Origin of the sequence: Roseateles sp. (genome assembly GCF_039595595.1) — a bacterium.
Taxonomy (GTDB): Bacteria; Pseudomonadota; Gammaproteobacteria; order Burkholderiales; family Burkholderiaceae_C; genus Roseateles.
On sequence record NZ_JBCNLG010000011.1, the window covers coordinates 68,069 to 88,075 of the forward strand.

A 20,007-nucleotide genomic window follows, 5' to 3' on the forward strand; every position below is an offset into this window, starting at 1 on the left:
GCTGAGCCGCTCATGCGACGGCCTGCGGGTGCCCCGACACCCGCGAGAACGCGACACGATTCCGACCGCCGCGCTTGGCCTCGTACAGCATGTCATCGGCCTTGGACAGGCAGGCGGACGCCGGCGCCGCGGGGGCCGCCACCCAGGCGACGCCAATGCTCGTCGAGACCGGCAGCGGCGTGCCGTTGTCGGTGATCTGCAAGCGCTCCACGCATGCCCGGAGCCGTTCGGCGATCGCGTGGGCCATCGCCTCGGACACGTCGGGCGTGAAGACCACGAACTCCTCGCCCCCGGTGCGGGCGAGCAGATCGGACTCCCGCAGCTGCGACCGCACACAGTCGGCGAAAGCGACCAGCACAGCGTCGCCGGCCGCGTGGCCGAACTGGTCGTTGATGAGCTTGAACCGGTCGAGATCGAGTTGAAGGATCGCGCTGTTGGCGCGCAGCTGCTTCGGCAGGCGCGAGGTCAGCCAGCGACGATTGCCGACCCCGGTCAAGGGGTCGGTCTCCGCGAGCCGGGCCAGGCGCACTTCCGCGCGCTCCTTGGAGATCGTGGCCACCATCAGCGCAATGCCGAAGTGGCAGAACATTTGGATGAAGAACGCCAAGGCGAAGCCCGCACTGGCTGCCGTGCCGGTGACGATGAATGTCAACCGAACCCCGTAGACGATGCCGCTGAGCGCCAACAGCGCGGCGAGGATCCGGCTCGAGGGCAGGGCCTCGACACGGTAGTTGCGGAGCATCGCGTAGGCACTGCTCGCGAGCGACAGCACGGCGGCGGCGTGGAAGGCGCCGGCCCGGCTCAAGTTGTCCAGCGGGAAGCCGGTGACCCAGCCGGCGACGAAGCAGACCAGCACCGGAGCGAAGAGCCACCACTCGGACACCCCGCGCCGTCCGGCCATGGCACGGATGCCGGCGTAGAACGCGGCATAGCCGGCCAGGCCCAGCAACAGGCTGCCGTGCGTCCAGACGGCGGCGGGCAGTGCCGCCTCTTCGCCTTTCCAGGCCAGGATCGCGCCGGCTGCCAGCATCAGGTAGGCGCATGCCAGACCCATCAGCCCCTCCGGCCGGCATGAGCTGCGACGCACATGGACGATGGCGAGCGCCCCCGCCAGGAGAGTCGTGTCGTAGAAGAGCAGGACGGTGGGCAGGTCGAGGCGAGAGAACATAGGAGTGGCAAGGCACGTCGACGAGGGCCCAGTATGCTGGGAGCGGGCGCCACTTGGCGGGCTCGGGAGCGCTTCCGGCCTTGATTCCCTGGAACCAGCACAGAGGCTTTGGTGATTGCGGCGATAAATCCTTCGGTCAATCCGAGTCAAACCAGAACACAACGAATGTCGCACCGCATCGTCCGGTCATGGGTGGCGAGTCTGGTCGCCGTGCTCGGCATGGCCGCTCCTCCTGCCCATGCCGAGCGCATCGTCCTCGAGTCCTTCCAGGAAGACCAAGGCCTGACCAGCCTCACGTCGCAGTGCCTGGTCCAGGACTCGCAGTCCAGGCTGTGGATCTGCACCGACAACGGCCTGTTCCGCTTCGACGGTTTCCGCATGCATGCCCAGCCGCTGCCCAAGGAAGCCGGCGGCTACGTCTACGGCGCGCGCCTGGACGCGCGCGGCCGTCTCTGGGTGCTGGCGGAGGGCGGCGTCTTCGTCCGCCAGGACGGCCATGACGGCGCGGTCTGGACCGAAGTGCTCAAGCCCAACGGCAAGCATCTGCACGTGCAATCCGGCCAGCAACTGGATCTGGACGGGCAGGGCCGGATCTTCGCCATCGACGAGGACCGGCTGCTCTGGACCGCCCCCGCCGACGGCCCGATCGGCCCCAAGTTGACCGTGCAACGGACCTCCGTCCCCGAGCTGCAGTCCCTCCCCGAGCAGTTGCTCCCGATGCGCCATCGCGGCCAGGCGCTCTGGTTCGGCTGCGGCTCGCAGCTGTGCGAGTGGCGCGATGGCCGCGTCCAGCCCTGGGGTCCGTCGCAGGGGCTGCCGCGGGACACCTGGGGTCAGCTCCTCGTCTCGCGGGATGGCAGCCTGTGGGCGCGCAGCAGCGAGCGTCTGGCCAGGCTGGCGCCCGGCTCGAGCCGCTTCACCGTCGTGGCGGCGCCGCTGCGGCGCTGGCTCTACGGAGACAACGCCCTCGTCGAGGACGAGCACGGCGCCATCCTCACCTTGACCGTCAATGGCATTGCCGTCTGGAACGGCGAGCGCTGGCGGGAGTGGACCCAACAGGACGGCCTGCCGGACACCTCGCTGCGCGGACTGATGTTCGATGCCGAGGGCTCGCTGTGGCTGGGCACGAACGCGCGCGGCGTACACCGCTGGGTCGGCTACGGCCGCGTCGAGCATTGGACCGACGCCTCGGGGCTGCCCGCCGCCGCTGTGTTGGCGCTCGCGCGCGACGGCAGCGGCCGGCTCTGGGCCTCCACCGGGAAAGGGGTGGCCTGGTTCGACGCGCCGGCCCGCCGCTTCCGCCCGTTGAAGACGCCAACGCCAGCTTCCGCGGGCCCGGTCCATCGGCTGGCGGTGGACCGGGCTGGCGACCTCTGGTGGGTCGAGGACGGTGAGGTGATCAGCGTCAAGGCGGGTGGAGTCCAGCCCCGCGTGATCGCTCGCGACACCGGTCTGCAGACGATCTCGCAAGGCGGCGGCCGGATCCATGCGGCCGGCCGCGACGGGCTCGAGCGGCTCGACATGGCCGCAGGGCGCCTGCGGCGCGAGAAGGTGGGCGCCGGCACCTTCGATTCGCGCTATGACATCCGCGTCCTGCCGGATGGCGATCGCGATGACTTCGTCATCAGCGGCCGCGATCTGTGGATGCGTCAGCGCGCGGGCTGGGCCACCGTGGCGGACTCGCATGGCCGCGCCATCGACGCGCTCGCGGCCATGGTGCTGGATGGCACGGTGTGGGCCGGCGGCACGGACGGCCTGGGCCTCTACGCGCTGTCCGGGGCCACGGCGCGTCAATTGGCGTTCTTTCCCAAGTCCACCTTCGGCGATGCCGCCGTGACCAGCCTGCACGCCGGCCTCGACAAGCGCTTGTGGATGGGGACGGACCGGGGCGTCTTCATCCGCTCCACCAATGGCCAATGGTTGCGGCTGGATCGCCGCACCGGCCTCATCGGGAACGATGTGACGCTGGCCTTCCTCGCCGACCCCGATGGCAGCGTCTGGATCGGCACCAGCGCCGGCTTGACGCATGTGCTGCCCGGCAAGCCGCCGGCTCCCTTGCCCGCGCTGCGGCTCGAGGAGATGGTCTTCGGCAGCACGAGCACCCGCGCGGTGCCCTCGGAGCCGGTGCCGTGGGAGGACCGCGTGCTGCGCATCGCGGTGGGGACGGACGGCTTCTCGCGGGCGCGATCGCTGCGGATCGAGTACCGCCTCGACGCGGGCTCGGCCTGGCGGACCTCGCAGAGCGCCATCATCGACCTGGGCGCGGTCGAGGCCGGCACCCACGCGCTGGAGGTGCGCGCGGCCGGGCTCACGAGCGTCGAAGCGCCGGGGCCGGTGCTGCGCCTCGCGTTTGAGGTTCGTCCTCCGTGGTGGAACTCGCGCGAAGCGCGCGCCGCCGCCGCCATCGCGCTGATGGCGCTGTGGTGGCTCTCCATCCGATGGTCGCGGCGGCGCGACCGCGCGCGGCAACGCCAGCTCGAAGCCGCCGTGGCGGAGCGCACCGCGGCGCTGGCGGATTCGCAGCAGGCGCTGCTGCGCCTGGGCGAGCACAACGCGCATGCCCTCGAAGAGGAGCGCTTGCGCGTCTCGCGCGAATTGCACGACGAACTGGGCCAGCAGCTGGCGGCGCTGAAGATGGAGGTCTCCGTCGGAAAAGGACGGCAGAACTCGAGCCGGCCCGTCCAGCCCCTGGATCCGGACCTGCTGCTCGGCCGCGTCGACGGGCTGATCCGCACGGTGCGTGGACTGGTGTCGCAGCTGCGGCCTCCTGCGCTCGATGGCGGCCTGGAAGCGGCGCTGCAATGGCTGGTCGCCGAGTTCACGTCGAGTTCAGCGCTGCCATGCACCCTGAATGTGGATCCGCACACGCGTGAGATCCCCTTGCCGATGGCCACGATGGTGTTCCGCATCGCGCAGGAGTCGCTCACCAATGTGCGGCGCCATGCGCGGGCCAGCCGCGCGGCCCTGAGCTTGACGCGTGCAGGCGGCGAAGGCGGCGGCGATGGGGGCGAGGAAGGCGGCGAGGGCAAGACCTGGCTGCTGGAGATCAGCGATGACGGCATCGGCTTCGATCCGTTGGATGCGCGGGCGGGCTTCGGGGTCCTGGGCATGCAGGAGCGGGCCCGTCTGCTCGGCGGGGAGCTTCAGGTGCAGAGCACCCCGGGCGCGGGGACGCGCGTGTCGCTGCGCTTCACGGCGTTGCCGCCAGCGGTCTGAGCTCGGCCGGACGAGCGGCGCGGCGGCGGTTCAACCAGCGCGTTTGCGCGGCTCCTCGCCATCGAACTTCGCGCGCGCCGCCTCGACCGCGGGACGGTGCTCCTGCGCCCAGATGGCCAGTGTCTTCAGCGGTTCGATGAGGGAGCTGCCCAGCGCCGTCAGCTCGTACTCGACCTTGGGCGGGACCGTCGGGAAGACGGTGCGTTTGACCAGCCCATCGCGCTCCAATCCACGCAGCGTCAAGGTCAGCATGCGGTGCGAGACGCCGCCGATCGTGCGCATCATCTCGTTGAAACGCATCGGACCCTTGGACAGCGTGCCGACCGCCATCACGCTCCACTTGTCCCCGACGCGATCGAGGATCTGACCCACCGCGCGGCAGGTCGCGTGGTCGGGGGCCGCCGGTTCCTCGGGCGATGGAGGGACTGCTCGAAGCTTGCTCATTTCCGTTTCCTGATCTGCCGGTACGCACACCGATGTTCGTAGCGCACGTCGCCGTGCGTTCTTGCGGAGAGAGGCCCCTTGCCGCAAAGTTCCACGCACATTTTGTTCGTAACTGCAGAGGATCTGTGACATGAAGATTGGTATCAGCGGCGCGAGTGGCCAACTGGGGCAGTCGGTCCTGAAGGAACTGGCCCAGCGCGGCGGCGGCCACGAGCTCGTGGGCATCTCACGCTCGCCCGGCACGGTGCGGAGCCCGGCCGAGGGCCGGTGGGGCGACTTCGATGCGCCGCAGACGCTGTCCGCCGCCTTCGCGGGTCTTGATCGCCTGTTGCTGATTCCCAGCGCCGACCTCTCGCCCGGCGTCCGTGGCCGGCAACTGCGAGGCGCCATCGACGCCGCAGTGGCGGCAGGTGTCCAGCATCTCTTCCTGGTGTCGGCCGCCGGCACGCGCAAGGCGGAGGTGCCGTCCCTCATTGAACCTTACTGGACGGCTGAGCAGCATCTCATCCGGACCGCGCCGCTCTGGACGATCCTGCGGATGAACTACTTCGCGGAGTCGATGGCGCAGGAGATCCAGATGTCCGCGGCCATGGGCGTGCTGACGGGACTTGGCGAGGAGCGCGTCGCCTACGTCTCGCGCGACGATCTGGCCGCTGCGGCGGCCGGCGCGCTGCTCGGCGACGGGCATGCCGGCGCCATCTACAACGCCACGGGTCCGGCCGCCGTCAGCGGCGAGGAGCGCGCGCGGACGGCGTCGCAGGTCCTGGGCAAGCCGCTGGGATTCGCCGTCATCGATGAGGCGCAGTTGCGAGGCGGGTTGTCCCAGGCAGGCCTGCCCGAGATCGTGGTCAACGTCATGGCCGATATCAAGAAGAGCTTCGTGCGAGGCGACTTCGACGTGGTCACGACTGACATCGAGCGCCTGTCGGGCCGGCCGCCGAAGTCGCTGGGGCAGATCCTCGCGGCCGCCGCGGTCTGATGGTGGCACTGCCCCAGGGTGCGCGATTCCGCGCACCCGGGCGCCTTTGAGGTCGGAGCTGCCGGCGTGTCTCAGCCCCCTTGGCGCCCGAGCTCCCGCTCCAGCCAGCACGCCGCTCCCAGTACGCCCAGGTCGCCATGGTCGATCAGGTGGACCGGCACGCGCTCGAGGAACGGCGCCAGCACGCCCTTGTTGAGGAAGCGCTTCTTGAAATCGCTCTGCTGCAGGAAGGGCTCGATCCTGGGAAGGATCCCGCCCGCGAGCAGGATCCCGCCATGGGCGCCGTAGAGCGCCGCCAAGTCCGCCGCGAAACTGCCCAGCAGGGCGCAGAAGGTGCTCAGCGCCTCGATCGCGGCCTCCGAGCGCTGCTCCAGCGCCGCGCCCGTCACCGCCGCCGGCGTGTCCAGCGCGGGTGACTCGCCGCGCAGCGTCGAGATCGCCCGGTACAGCTTGAGCAGCCCCGGCCCCGACAGCGCGTTCTCCACCGGCACATGGCCGCGGTCGCCCGCCAGCAGACGCAGGATGTCGATCTCGCGCGCGGTGCCCGGTGCGAGCGACACATGCGCCGCCTCCGTCGGCAGCACCTGCGGCCCCGCGCTGCCCGGCAGAACGGCCGCGCAGCCCAGACCCGTGCCCGGCCCCATGACGACGATCGTCCCGGAGGCCAGCCCCCCCGCGCTGCCGTCGCCCGTCATCAGTGGGCGCATGTCCCGCGGCTTGACGTACGGCACCGCGTGCGCCAGCGCCTCGAAGTCGTTGATCACCGTGAGCCGCTCAAGACCCAGCCGCTGCCGCAGCGCGGAGATCGATACCGGCCACGGCAGGTTGCGGTTCACGACCTGGTCCTCCTGCACATAGCCGGCGCACGCCAGCACGCAGGCCTCGATAGTCGCCTCGCCGCCCCAGGGCGTCTCCGCCAGCCTGGCGACGAAGGCCGCCAGCAGCTCGCCCAGCCCGGGCCACTGCGCGCAGGCAAAGACCTCGCCGTGCAGCAGCTCCACCGGACAGTCGCCCGGTGCCGCGCGCAGCGTGCGGCCCAGCCCGACGCGCGCGTGGGTGCCCCCCACGTCGGCCGCGAGAAAGAAGACGCCAGGACCGGGCGTGCCGGGTTCGAACGAAGGCAGGGAAGAGCGCATTCGAAAGAGTTTCAAGCGCAAATGACACTGTTGTCAATCGATGTCTGAATCGGACAGAAGAGACCGCCGAGGCTCGGTGTTTTCCCTCGGCTTTCCGGGCTTGAATCGCCGTGCTGATCGACTTTCCCCTGTGGTGATCGGATGTTTAGCGGTAGTGCGCAACTGAGACAGTGGCGTGACTCGATTGACAACAGTGTCATCAAGAAAGATAAACAAGTCTGCTCACCTCGGAGGCCCAGAATGCCCATCGCCGGAACCGTCTCCCCATCCGCGAATCGAGCGCCGCTCGGTCCGGTGGCGATCATTGGCCTGTTGTTCTTCATCATGGGCTTCTTCACCTGGATCAACGGACCGTTGATCGCCTTCGTGAAGCTGGCCTTCGATCTGGACGACGTGAACGCCTTCCTCGTGCCGATGGCGTTCTATCTGTCCTACTTCTTCCTGGCCCTGCCGTCGGCCGCGGTGTTCAAGCGCACCGGCATGAAGCGCGGCATGGCCATCGGCCTGCTGGTCATCGCCGCGGGCGCGATGGTCTTCGGCCAGTTCGTGTCGATGCGCCTGTATCCCGGCGCGCTGACCGGGCTGTTCGTGATCGGCGCGGGCCTGTCGCTGCTGCAGACCGCCGCCAATCCCTACATCAGCATCGTCGGCCCGATCGAGAGCGCCGCCCAGCGCATCGCCTGGATGGGCATCTGCAACAAGGTGGCCGGCATCCTCGCGCCGCTGCTGCTGGGCGCGGTGGTGCTGTCCGACGTCGGCGGCCTGGCGCAGAGCCTGAAGACGGCGGACGCCGCCACGCGCGACATCCTGCTGAACGCCTTCGCGCAGAAGATCCACACGCCCTACATGATCATGGCCGGCGTGCTGGCCGTGCTGGCCGTGGGCATCCTGCGCTCGCCGCTGCCGGACATCCGCGCCGCCGAGGCCAACCGCGGCGAGCCCGCCGCCACTGGCGCGAAACGAGGCGTGCTCGCCTTCCCGCACCTGTGGCTGGGCGTGCTGTGCCTGTTCGTCTACGTCGGCGCGGAAGTGATGGCCGGCGACGCGATCGGCACCTACGGCGCGGGCTTCAACCTGCCGGCCGACCAGACCAAGTTCTTCACCTCGTTCACGCTGGTGGCGATGCTGCTGGGCTACGTGGCGGGCCTGGTCCTGATCCCGAAGTACATCTCCCAGCAGCGCTATCTGGCGGTGTCCGCGTCGCTGGGCGTCGTGCTGTCGCTGTGCGCGTGGACCACGCAAGGCTATGTCTCGGTGGCCTTCGTCGCCGCGCTGGGATTCGCCAATGCGATGATGTGGCCCGCCATCTTCCCGCTCGCGATCCGCTCGCTGGGCGAGGCCACCGAGCGCGGCGCCGCGCTGCTGATCATGGGCATCGCGGGCGGCGCGATCATTCCGCAGGCCTTCGCGGTGCTCAAGCAGCACTACGACTTCCAGTTCGTGTTCCTGGCCCTGATGGCGCCGTGCTATCTGTACATCCTCTACTACGGCCTGGCCGGCTATCGCGTTGGCCTGCGCGAAGGGGATGCGGAATGAAGACGTCCCCCAAGACCCGGACCGCCGCGTCCCCGCCGGGCAAGACTGCCAAGGCGGCCAAGCCCGCGAAGCTCGTCAAGGCGGCGCGGCCCGGCAGGACGGGTGAGGGCGCCGAGGGCGCCGAGGGCGCCGAGGCCGTGGCCGAGCCCATCGACGCCGCCGGCGAGCCCCGGGCCGCCGCGCCCGCGCGCGCCTCGATCCGGGATGTGGCCGAGGCCGCGGGCGTGTCGCTCAAGACCGTGTCGCGCGTGATCAACGAGGACGCGGCCGTGCGTCCGGAGATGCGCGAGCGCGTGCGCCAGGCCATCGCCGCGCTGAACTACCAGTCCGATCCGCTGGCGCGCAGCCTGCGCGGCACGCATTCCTTCGCCCTGGGCCTGGTCTACAGCAACCCGAACGCGCACTACCTGGTCAGCCTGCAGAACGGCGTGCTGTCCGCCTGCCGCGAGCAGGGCTATGGCCTGCAGATCCATCCCTGCGGCACGCCGGCGCTGGGCTCCATCGAGGAACTGCTGGCCCTGGTGCGGCGCTCTCGCCTGGCTGGCCTGGTGCTGGCGCCGCCGATGTCGGAGCAGCGCGATCTGGTCCAGGCGCTGGCGGCGCACGGCGTGGCGGTGATCCGCATCGTCTCGGCCGGCGACGACCCGCGCGACATGCAGGACTGTGTGCGCGTGGACGACCGCCGCGCCGCCCACGCCGTCACCGAGCACCTCATCCAGTTGGGCCACAGCCGCATCAGCTTCCTCTGGGGCGAGGGCTACTACGAGTCCAGCGTCCAGCGCTATGCCGGCTACATGGACGCGATGCGCGACTACGGCGTGGAGGTCGATCCGCAGCTGGTGCTGGAGGGCGAGTTCAACTTCAACTCCGGCTTCCGCCGCGCTCGCAAGCTGCTGGCGATGAGCGCGCCGCCGACGGCCGTGTTCGGCAGCAACGACGAGATCGCGGCCGGCGTGCTGGCCGCGGCCCGCTCGGTCGGCTTCGACGTGCCCAGCGACCTGGCCATCGCCGGTTTCGAGGACAGCCCCTTCTCGCAGCTCACCTGGCCGCCGCTGACCACCGCGCGGCAGGACACGGTCGAGATCGGCCGCCGCGCCGCGCTGCGCCTGATCGAGCGCGTGCGCCACGCCCAGTCGGGCCGGCCGCTGGACCTGGGCGCCGAGCAGTTCACGCCCGAGCTCGTGGTGCGGGGCTCCGCCGCGCCCCCGCGCCGCCGCTGAGACCGTCATGCGACGCCACCCCCTACTGCGCGCGATGACGGCTCCACTGTCCCGGTTGGCCGTGCTGGCGAGCCTCGCGCTGCCGCTGGCCGTCATGCCGGCGCTGGCCGAAGCCGCCACGCGCATCGACGTCACCGACGGCTGGCAGTTCCGCACCGATCCGAAGGACCAGGGCGTGGCTGCCGGCTGGACCGGCGCCGTGCCGGCGCGCACGCGCAGCGTGAGCGTGCCCCACACCTGGAATGCCGAGACCGAGCCGGACGTCGACTTCGAGGGCACCGGCTGGTATTTCCGCCGGCTCGACCTGACGCTGCCGCTGGCGGCGGACGCGCATGTCGAGCTGAACTTCGGCGCCGCGTTCTATCGCAGCCGCGTCTGGCTCAACGGCGTGGAGGTCGGTCAGCACGAGGGCGGCCACACGGCCCATGCCTTCGACATCAGCCGGCTGCTGCGGCGCGGCCAGCCGAATCTGCTGGTGGTCGCCGTCGACAACCGGCCGACCGCGAGCAGCATTCCCGGCCACGCGATGCGCCTGGCGGGCAGCGGCAGCGTCTGGTACGACTGGTGGCATTTCGGCGGCCTGGTGCGCGACGTGTGGCTGAGCGTCGGCGATGGCGCGCTGGTGCGCCGCCAGACGCTGCGTGCCACGCTGAGCGGCGCCCTGGCCGGCCGCGGCACCGGCGAGGCGCCCGCGCGGGTCGATGCCCGCGTCGAGCTGGAGAACGCCAGCACCCACGCGCGCCGCTTGCAGGTGGTCACGACCGCCTTCGCGCCGGACGGCGCGACAGCCGCCGCCGCGCGTCAACCGCTGGAACTGCCGCCAGGGGGCAAGGGCAGCGCGGACCTGCGCCTGTCCATCGCCCGTCCGCGGCTGTGGAACATCGGCGACGGCCAGCTCTACCGCGTGGTCACCGAGCTGCAGGACGAGCAAGGCCAGGTGCTGGACACGCGCACCGACACGCTGGGCCTGCGCCGCATCGAACTGCGCGATCGCAAGCTCTGGGTCAACGATCGTCCGGTGCGGCTGACCGGCCTGACGCGCCACGAGGACACGCCCTGGGAAGGCCTGGCCGAGACCCGCGGCAGCATCCTGCATGACTGGGACGACCTGCGCGCGCTGCACACGACGCTGACGCGGCCGGTGCACTATCCGCAGCCGCCCGCGGTGCTCGACTACGCCGATCGCCACGGCATCCTGCTGGTGCCGGAGATCCCGGTGTGGCAGTTCAGCGAGGCGCAGTTGAAGGACCCGCGCGTGCAGGCCCTGGCCGAGCGGATGCTGGGCGAGATGATCGCCGCGGACGGCAACCACGCCAGCATCTTCGCGTGGAGCGTCTGCAACGAGAGCGACACGCGCCTGCCCGGCGGCCTGGACTACGTGCGGCGCATGAAGGCGGCGGTCCGCCGGCTCGACCCCACACGCTTCTTCACCTTCGCGGACTCCGACGTGAGCATCGCGCCCTGGCGCGACAACGCCGCGCTGCACGAGGCCGACTTCCTCATGGCCAACGCCTACTCCGGCAGCTGGAGCGGCGCCGCCGAACAGGTCGAGCCCTGGCTGGACTTCATCCAGAAGACCTATCCGGAGAAGGCGCTGGTCATCTCCGAGTACGGCTTCGTCGGCCCCTTCGCGCCGAACGCCGCCGAGGCCGACCGCCAGCGCATCGCCAACCTGCGCCAGCAGCTCGACGCCTTCGCCCGGCGTGACTTCGTCGCGGGCGCGATCTTCTGGATCTACCAGGACTACAAGTCGCATCGCAACCTGGCCGCCGGCGAGACCGCCGGCTACGTGGACCACGGCGTGGTCGACGAGCATCGCCAGCGCAAGCCCTCATATGCCGCCTACCAGCAGCGCAACGCGCCGCTGACGGCCCGCCTGGGCTGGGCGTGGGAAGGCGAGGGGCTGTCGGGCTTCCAGGCCGTGCTGCAGGCCAATGGCGCGGCGCAACTGCCTTCCTATCCGCTGCTGGGCTACCGGGCCGAGTGGCGCATGACGGACCGCGACGGCCGGCTGATCGGGCAGGGCGCGCAAGGCCTGCCGGACCTCGCCGCCCCGTTCACGCTGCAAGGCCGGTGGCCGGCGGAGAAGGGCCTGCCGGCCGCGACGCTGCGACTGCGCGTGGTCGCGCCTGACGGCGCGCTCGTGCTCGAGAGCCGGCTGGAGCAGGCCGCGCTGCGCCTGGGCGCCGCGCCGTTCCCCGCCGAGGCAAGGCCCACCCCCGCTCCCGCTCTCATCCCCGATGCCGCCGCGCCGGTGGATCGCTGAACTCCTCACAGGAAGTCCTCCCCGTATGTCCGCCTCCCGCCACCGCCGCCTGAGCGCCATGACCGTCGCGAGCGTCCTGACCACGATGGCCGCCTTCGGGCCGGCCTGCGTGCATGCGCAGACGGCCTCGGTGGCGCCGGCCGCCGACCCGACCGCGCCCACCGCGGCCACGCTGTCGCCGGCCGAGATCGACGCCATCTGGCGCCAGTCGGTGAGCAAGTTCGATGGCGAGCGCGCTCGCGTGCTGCGCCAGGTGCAGGCCGGTGTCGCAGCCGGCCCCTTCCGTGCGGACTGGACCTCGCTGCAGGGCTACAAGACGCCGCAGTGGTACGCGGACGCGAAGTTCGGCATCTTCGTGCACTGGGGCGTCTTCTCGCTGCCGGCCTTCGGCAACGAGTGGTACTCGCGGGAGATGTACCAGGCGGGCAGCAAGCCCCATGAGCACCACCTGGCGACCTACGGCTCGCCGGCCGTGTTCGGCTACAAGGACCTGATCGCCCGCTTCAAGGCCGAGCGCTTCGATCCCAAGGCCTGGGCGCGGCTGTTCGCGCAGGCTGGCGCCCGCTACGTCGTGCCGGTGGCGGAGCACCATGACGGCTTCGCGATGTACCGCTCGCGCCTGAGCGATTGGACGGCCGCCACCATGGGCCCCCAGCGCGACGTGCTGGGCGAGCTGGCCAAGGCCATCCGCGCCGAAGGCATGCGCTTCGGCACCTCGTCTCACCGCGCCGAGCACGACTGGTTCTTCGACGGCGGCCGCCGCATCGCCTCCGACGTCAACGATCCGCGCTATGCCGCGCTCTATGGCCCGGCGCAGCTGCGCGAGCTGCATGGCAAGGACGACGGCGACCTGCCGCACGACTGGACCTATGTGTCCCAGGCCTGGCTGGACGACTGGCTCGCCCGCACCGCCGAGCTGGTCGACACCTACAAGCCGGACCTGATGTATTTCGACTGGTGGATCGGCCACGCGAGCATGCGGGCGCACACCATGCCCAGCTTCGCCGCGTACTACTACAACCAGGGCGCGCGCCGCGGCGAGGCCACCGTCATCGACTTCAAGCTCGACGCCTTCCCGCAGGGTGCCGGCACCTACGACGTCGAGCGCGGTCAGATGGTCGGCATCCAGCCGCAGACCTGGCAGACCGACACCTCCATCAGCAACGCCTCCTGGGGCTACATCGACGGCGACACCTACAAGCCGGCCGGCCAACTGCTGCATCAACTGATCGACGTGGTGTCCAAGAACGGCAACCTGCTGCTCAACATCGGCCCGCGCGGCGACGGCAGCATCCCCGAGCCGGCGCGCGACATCCTGCTGGAGATGGGCGAGTGGCTCAAGCTCAATGGCGAGGCCATCTACGGCAGCCGGCCGTGGACCCGCTTCGGCGAAGGCCCCACGGAAGTGGTCGGCGGCACTTTCCAGGACCGCAACGCCAAGCCCTACACGCCCGAGGATTTCCGCTTCACCACGCAAGGCCCGGTGCTCTACGCCATCGGCCTGGGCTGGCCGGCCGCGCGCGACGACGGACGGCAGGAGCTGCTGATCCGCTCGCTGGCGCCGAGCGCGCTGGCGGCGCCCGTCAAGCGCGTCACGCTGCTCGCGGACCGCAGCGATATCCCCTTCACGCAAGACGCCGCGGGCCTGCACCTGCGCGTGCCCAAGGACCCCGTGGGCCGTCATGCCTACGTCTTCAAGATCGAGTCGCGCTGAGCAGCGCCTGCCCGCGACACCTCCAGACACCCAACCACCGATCCCTCCATGTCTGATTCCCCCTTCCTCCGGTGCCTGCGGCTGTGTGCCGCGCCCTTGCTGCTGCTCCTGGCGGGCCTCGCGCAGCAGGCCCAGGCCGGGCCGCGCGCGCTCTTCTACATGATGGAGACGCAGAAGTCGGTCAACGCCTTCGTCGCCCATGCCGACAAGGTCGACCTGCTGGTGCCGACCTGGTACGGCGTCGACGCGGCCGGCCTGGTCAACGGCGCGCCCAATCCCTTCGTGCTGTCGCTGGCCAAGAGCAAGGGCGTTCCGGTGATGCCCATCGTGTCGATGACGACCACCCGCGAGGGCTTCCACAAGCTGCTGCACGACGAGCAGGCGCAGGCGCGCATGAACGCGTCGCTGCTGCGCGCCGCCAAGGAGCACGGCTTCATCGGCTTCCAGTACGACTTCGAGAACATCGCCTGGACCGATCGCGACGCCTTCACGCGCATGGCCAAGGGCACGGCCGACGCGCTGCACAAGGCCGGCCTGCAGCTGAGCGTCGCCGTGGTGCCGAACGCGCCGGGCGCGTCGGGCCGCGGTCCCTTCTCCAAGTGGATGTGGGAGTTCTGGCGCGGCGCCTACGACCTGGAGGCGCTGGGCAAGGTCACCGACCTGGTGTCGCTGATGACTTATGACCAGCACACCCGCTGGACCGCGCCCGGCCCGGTGGACGGCTATCCCTGGATGAAGGAGCACCTGGACTACGCGCTCAAGGTGGTGCCCAGGCACAAGCTCTCGCTGGGCATCGCGCTGTACGGCTACCGCTGGTCGACCGGCAACCCGGTGCGCGAGGACGGCAAGGAGGCGCCCAACATCGTCGGCGACTACATCGATGCCGACGAGTCCATCCCGCTGGCCGCCACCTATGGCGCCACGATTCGCTGGGACGAGGTCGATCGCACGTCCTACTACTGGTTCGAGCGCGACCAGATGCGCGAATGGGTGTTCATGCCCGACGCGCGCGGCTTCCGCGAGCGCTATGCGCTGGTCAAGGCCGCGGGCATCGACGGCTTCAGCGCCTGGGTGATCGGCGCGGAAGACCCGGCCGTCTGGGACGAACTGCCGCTGTCGCGGCGCTGAGGACGCGGTCGATGCGATCCCGCCGTCCCGCCAACGCGACCGTGCCGCGCACGCCGCCGCTGTCGTCCACGCTGCGCCTGCCGCGTGCGTTGCAGCTGGTGCTCGCGCTGGCCGCCGCCGGTGCCGCGCATGCCGGCATCGAGGCGCCCGCCGCCTCCTTGCCGATGCCGGCGGACGTGCTGCCGCTGGTGCCGCTGCCGGCGCAGCTCACGCGCGGCGAGGGCACGTTGCGCCTGGCGCCGGGCGCTGTCATCGCAGTGCCGGCCGGCGACCGCGGTGCACAGCGCGCGGCACGCTTCCTCGCCGCCATGGCCTGGCTGGACCACCACCTGCGCCTGCAGGTGCGGGAGGGTTCCAGCGGCGCGATCGTGCTGCGCCGAGACGCCCGCATCGACGCCGATCCCAAGGGCGCCTACGAGCTGGCGGTGACGCCTGCCGGCGTCACGCTGCAAGCGCGCGACGACGCTGGTCTCCTGTATGCGGGCGTGAGCCTGTGGCAGCTGTTCGATGCCAACGCCAACGCCAGCGCCAAGGCTGATGACACGCGCGCCGGCGTCGACGTGCCGATGCTGCGCATCGTCGACCAGCCGCGCTTCGGCTGGCGCGGCCTGATGCTGGACGTCGTGCGCCACTTCGCGCCGCTGGACGAGCTGAAGGCCCTGGTCGATCAGATGGCGCTGCACAAACTCAACGTGCTGCACCTGCACCTGAGCGACGACCAGGGCTGGCGCCTGGAGATCAAGCGCTATCCCGACCTGACCCGCATCGGCGGCTGGCGCACGCCGCCCGGCGGCGAGCCGGCCCGCTATGGCGGCTTCTACACGCAGGCGCAGATGCGCGAGCTGGTGGCCTATGCCGCCGAGCGCCAGATCACCGTCGTGCCCGAGCTGGACATGCCCGGCCACGCGCAGGCCGCGGTCGCCGCGTATCCGCGCCTGGGCGTGGACATCGGCGATGGCCCGGGCCGCCATCCTCGGCCCGCCGTGGCGGTCGACTACGGCGTGAACCCCTATCTCTACAACGCCGATGAATCCACCCTGCGCTTCATCGAGCAGGTGATGGACGAGGTGATGGCGGTGTTCCCGTCGCCCTTCATCCACGTCGGCGGCGACGAGGCGATCAAGGACCAGTGGAAGGCCTCGCCGAGCGTGCAGGCCCGCATCCGCGCGCTGGGCCTGGCCAACGAGGAAGCGCTGCAGAGCTGGTTCATCGGCCGCATCGGACGCTACCTGGACAGCCGCGGCCGCCGGCTGATCGGCTGGGACGAGATCCTGGAAGGCGGCCTGCCCGCGGGCGCGTCCGTCATGTCCTGGCGCGGCACCGAGGGCGCCGTCGCGGCCGCCAACCTGGGCCACGACGTGGTGCTGGCACCGGCCGGTTCGCTCTACCTCGACAACCTGCAGAGCGCGGGTGACGACGAGCCGGAAGGGCGCCTGGCCCAGTTGCCCATCGAGAAGGTCCATGCCTTCGAGCCCATGCCCGCCGGCCTGGACGCCGACCGCGCCCGGCACGTGCTGGGCCTGGAGGCCGCGCTGTGGACCGAGTACATGCCGTCGCGCCAGCACCGCGAGCACGCGATCTTCCCGCGCCTGGCCGCCGTGGCGGAGGTGGCCTGGTCGCCGGCCGCGCTGCGCGATTGGCGCGGCTTCGTGCCGCGCCTGGCGCTGCAGCGGGCACGCTATCTGCGCCAGGGCGTGAACGCCGCCGACAGCGCCTTCGCGGTGCGCTTCGACATCGACGGCGGCGCGGCCGCGATGCTCGCCGCCGGCCAGGCGCCGGTGCGGCTGGGCAATCAACTCGGCTACGGGCAGATCCGCTACACGCTCGACGGCTCCGACCCAGGTCCCGCGTCGCTGACGGTGGAAGCCGACGGAAAGCCGCTGATCGTCACGCTGCCCGCGCGCGTGCGCGCGGTGGCCTTCGATGCCGCGGGCCGGCCGCTCGCCGCCGTGCGCGAGCAGCGCTTCGACACCGCGACGTTGCTGACCCGCTCCAGCAACCAGCTGCAGGCCTGCCCGTCCGGCGAGATGGGCCTGCGCGTGCCGCTGCGGACCGAGGCGACCGATTGGGCCCCCGTCTTCAACGTCAATCTGCTCGATGCCTGCTGGATCTATCCGCGCGCGCGCCTGGACGGCGTGCAGGGCATCGCGGTCGATGCCGGCCGGCTGGCCCGCAACTACGGCCTGGCGCAGGACGCGGTCAAGGTCGTCCAGCACCCGGCCCGCACGCCGGCGGGGGAGCTCGAGGTGCGGCAAGGCGATTGCACCGGGCCACTGATCGCGTCGCTGCCGCTGCCTGCCGGCAGCGCGCCGCAGGCCTTCACGCTGAAGGCGCCGCTGCCACCGCTGACCGGCGTGCAGGACCTGTGCCTGCGCTTCACCGCGCCCATCCACGGCCCGCTATACGCGATCGACGCGGCGCGCCTGCTGGCCGCCGAGCCCGCCCGGCCTTGATCAAGGACGCCCCAAGATGCCTCCCTTTCCCTTCCTGACCGGCTGCCGCCGCGCGCTGCGCGGACTGGGCGTGGCCGCGCTGCTGAGCAGCGCAGCGCCCTGGGCGCTGGCGCAACTGCACACGCAGCCGCTGAACAGCGGCTGGCAGTTCCGCCTCGCGGATCCCGAGGCCGCCAAGGCGCATCCCGGGGCCGCGGACTGGCGCGGCGCCACCGTGCCCGGCACGGTGCAGACGGACCTGCTGGACGCGCGCTTGATCCCCGATCCCTTCCACGGCGAGAACGAAGCCCGGCTGCAATGGATCGGCCTGTCGGACTGGGAGTACCGGCTGGCCTTCGACGTCGATGCCGCGACGCTGTCGCGCGAGCAGGTGGAGCTGGTCTTCGACGGGCTGGACACCTTCGCGCAGGTCAGCCTCAACGGGCAGGCCCTGGCCGCCACGGACAACATGTTCCGCCGCTGGCGCCTGCCGGCCAAGTCGCTGCTCAAGCCGGGCCGCAACACGCTGCTCGTGCGGCTGCAATCACCGATCAGGAAGATGCAGCCCTGGCTGCTGAAGCAGCCCTACGCGCTGCCGGGCGCCTATGACTCGCAGTTCGGTGACGAGCCCAAGGGCGTGGCCACCGCGACCTACGTCCGCAAGGCGCAGTACCAGTACGGCTGGGACTGGGGCCCGCGCTTCGTGACGCTGGGCATCTGGCAGCCGGTGCGTCTGGAGAGCTGGAATGGCCTGCGCATCGAGGACTTCCACGTGCGCCAGCCACGCGTGGATGAAGGCGTGGCGCAGCTCGAGGCCGAGCTGGAGGTGCAGGCCGGCCGCGGCGAGGCAGCCCGGCTGCAGGTCGAGGTGACGCCGCCCGAGGGCGAGCCCTTCACGCTGACCCGCGACGTGGTGCTGGACCCCGGCCGCAACGCGCTCAGCCTGCCGGTGCGCATCGAGCGACCCCGGCGCTGGTTCCCGGCCGGCTATGGCGAGCAGCCGATGTACCGCTTCCGCGCCAGCCTGACGCAGGACGGCGTCGAATTGGGCCATGCCGAGCGCCGCACCGGCCTGCGCAGTGTCGAGCTGCGGCGCGAGAACGACGCCTGGGGCCGGAGCTTCGCCTTCGTCATCAATGGCATTCCCGTGTTCGCCAAGGGCGCGAACATGATCCCGCTGGACAGCTTCCCCAACCGCGTCACGCGCGAGCGCCAGCGGGCGCTGCTGCTCAGCGCCAGGCGCGCCAACATGAACATGCTGCGCCTGTGGGGCGGCGGCTATTACGAGAGCGACGCGTTCTACGAAGAGGCCGATGCGCTGGGCCTGCTGATCTGGCAGGACTTCATGTTCGGCGGCGCCATCCTGCCGGCCGACACCGCCTTCCAGGAGAACGTCCGCCAGGAGGCCGTGGAGCAGGTGCGCCGGCTGCGCGACCACCCGAGCATCGTGCTCTGGTGCGGCGGCAACGAGGTGCAGGCCGACTGGGAGACCTGGGACGCCACGCTGGCCTTCAAGAACCGGCTCTCGCCCGACGAGCGCGAGCGCCTGTGGAGCGCCAACCTCAAGCTCTTCGGCGACGTGCTGCGCGGCGTCGTGCAGCGCGAGGCGCCCGACGTGCCTTACTGGGCCACCTCGCCCGGCGTCGACCTGGAGGGGCCGTCCGGCCAGATGGACGATGGCGACGTGCATTTCTGGCGCGTGTGGGGCGGCTCCGCGCCGGTCGAGACCTTCCTCGACACCACGCCGCGCTTCATGTCGGAGTACGGCCTGCAGTCCTACCCCGAGATGCGCACCATCGCCAGTTTCGCCGGCCCGCAGGACCTGCGGCTGGACTCGCCCGTGATGCGCGCGCATCAGAAATTCGGCGTGGCCGCGGGACCCGATGTGGGCAACGATCGGCTGCTCTTCTACATCCGCAAGGGCTATGGCGAGCCCAAGGACTTCGCGTCCTTCGTCTACCTCAGCCAAGTCATGCAGGCCGAGGGCATCGAGCTGGCCGCCAGCCATCTGCGCAGCCAGCGCCCGCGGTCGATGGGCTCGCTCTACTGGCAGCTCAACGACGTGTGGCCGGGGGCGTCCTGGTCCAGCGTCGATGTCTTCGGCCGCTGGAAGGCGCTGCAGTTCCATGCGCGCCGCTTCTACGCGGACACGACGGTGACGGCGCTGCGCCGCGCCGGCGGGACCGAGATCGCGGTGGTGTCCGACAGGACCCGCCCTCAGGACGCCGAGCTGCGTCTGCGCATCCTGGACCTGGACGGCCGCGTGCTGCGCACCGAGCGCGCGACCGTCGTCGCGCGGCCGCTGGCCGTCACGCCGGTCTGGCACCGCGCCGATGACGAGCTGCTGCAGGGCGCGGATCCGGCGCGCACCGTGGCCGAGGTCGAGTTGCTGGTGCAGGGCCGGGCGGCGGCCCGCCAGACCGTGTACTTCGTGTCCGCCCGTGATCTGAAGCTGACCGATCCGCGCTGGCAGACGCGGCTGGAGCCGGATCCCGCCGGCGGTCCCGGCGCGTGGCGGCTCGCGATCAAGCCCGATGCCTTCGCCCGTGCGGTGTGGATCGATTTCGGCCCGCTGGAGGTGGAGCTCGCGGACAACGCGCGCGACATCCCGGCCGGCGAGGAAGTCCTGATCCCGCTGCGCGCCATGGCCTCGCAGGAGGACCTGCAGGCCCATCTGAATCTTCGTTCCCTGGCCGACTCGCGAATGCGATGACGGATGCCAGGCAACAGATCGTCCGCTCAAAAAGCGGATCGACGCATGCGTGCAG

Annotated in this window: 12 protein-coding genes; 9 read left to right on the forward strand and 3 right to left on the reverse strand. The window is 70.8% G+C overall.

Annotated elements, in window-relative coordinates; all coding sequences use genetic code 11:
- Positions 1-10 precede the first annotated feature (10 nt).
- The gene (locus ABDW61_RS14980) at positions 11-1,168 is read right to left on the reverse strand and encodes a GGDEF domain-containing protein (RefSeq protein WP_343639718.1); all 1,158 of its coding nucleotides are present in this window, start codon (positions 1,166-1,168) and stop codon (positions 11-13) included.
- Between the two features lie 165 nt (positions 1,169-1,333).
- Here ABDW61_RS14980 and ABDW61_RS14985 point away from each other — a divergent pair, with 165 nt between their 5' ends.
- Positions 1,334-4,384, forward strand: coding sequence for a two-component regulator propeller domain-containing protein (locus ABDW61_RS14985; RefSeq protein WP_343639720.1), 3,051 nt, complete (start codon positions 1,334-1,336; stop codon positions 4,382-4,384).
- Between the two features lie 30 nt (positions 4,385-4,414).
- Here ABDW61_RS14985 and ABDW61_RS14990 read toward each other — a convergent pair whose 3' ends face one another.
- Positions 4,415-4,828: a helix-turn-helix domain-containing protein gene (locus ABDW61_RS14990; protein WP_343639721.1), complete on the reverse strand. Its 414-nt coding sequence runs from the start codon at positions 4,826-4,828 to the stop codon at positions 4,415-4,417.
- 130 nt (positions 4,829-4,958) lie between these two features.
- Here ABDW61_RS14990 and ABDW61_RS14995 point away from each other — a divergent pair, with 130 nt between their 5' ends.
- Entirely contained in the window at positions 4,959-5,807 is an 849-nt protein-coding gene (locus ABDW61_RS14995) for an NAD(P)H-binding protein (RefSeq protein ID WP_343639723.1), read from the forward strand.
- 71 nt (positions 5,808-5,878) lie between these two features.
- Here the strand turns inward: ABDW61_RS14995 and ABDW61_RS15000 are convergent, their stop codons facing one another.
- A complete protein-coding gene (locus ABDW61_RS15000; protein WP_343639724.1) occupies positions 5,879-6,943 on the reverse strand; it encodes a glucokinase in 1,065 nt (354 codons plus the stop codon).
- 240 nt (positions 6,944-7,183) lie between these two features.
- On the opposite strand from ABDW61_RS15000, the gene ABDW61_RS15005 reads away from it, so the two are divergent.
- The 7 genes from ABDW61_RS15005 to ABDW61_RS15035 are packed head-to-tail and all read left to right on the forward strand — an operon-like array spanning position 7,184 to position 19,952.
- The gene (locus tag ABDW61_RS15005) at positions 7,184-8,479 is read left to right on the forward strand and encodes a sugar MFS transporter (RefSeq protein ID WP_343639726.1); all 1,296 of its coding nucleotides are present in this window, start codon (positions 7,184-7,186) and stop codon (positions 8,477-8,479) included.
- Positions 8,476-9,699 (forward strand): LacI family DNA-binding transcriptional regulator, encoded by a 1,224-nt coding sequence (locus tag ABDW61_RS15010; protein ID WP_343639728.1) that lies wholly within the window; start codon positions 8,476-8,478, stop codon positions 9,697-9,699. Before ABDW61_RS15005 ends, ABDW61_RS15010 begins: the two co-directional genes overlap by 4 nt.
- A gap of 7 nt (positions 9,700-9,706) precedes the next feature.
- Positions 9,707-11,965 carry a glycoside hydrolase family 2 TIM barrel-domain containing protein gene (locus ABDW61_RS15015; RefSeq protein WP_343639730.1) on the forward strand — a complete coding sequence of 753 codons (2,259 nt, stop codon included), beginning with the start codon at positions 9,707-9,709 and terminating at the stop codon, positions 11,963-11,965.
- Between the two features lie 25 nt (positions 11,966-11,990).
- Positions 11,991-13,679: an alpha-L-fucosidase gene (locus ABDW61_RS15020; protein ID WP_343639732.1), complete on the forward strand. Its 1,689-nt coding sequence runs from the start codon at positions 11,991-11,993 to the stop codon at positions 13,677-13,679.
- A gap of 48 nt (positions 13,680-13,727) precedes the next feature.
- Positions 13,728-14,807, forward strand: a complete 1,080-nt coding sequence (locus ABDW61_RS15025) for a glycosyl hydrolase family 18 protein (RefSeq protein WP_343639734.1) — start codon at positions 13,728-13,730, stop codon at positions 14,805-14,807.
- A gap of 11 nt (positions 14,808-14,818) precedes the next feature.
- Positions 14,819-17,260 (forward strand): family 20 glycosylhydrolase, encoded by a 2,442-nt coding sequence (locus ABDW61_RS15030; protein WP_343639735.1) that lies wholly within the window; start codon positions 14,819-14,821, stop codon positions 17,258-17,260.
- Between the two features lie 16 nt (positions 17,261-17,276).
- Complete coding sequence (locus ABDW61_RS15035; protein ID WP_343639736.1) at positions 17,277-19,952, forward strand: glycoside hydrolase family 2 protein; 2,676 nt, start codon at positions 17,277-17,279, stop codon at positions 19,950-19,952.
- The last annotated feature ends 55 nt before the right edge of the window (positions 19,953-20,007 follow it).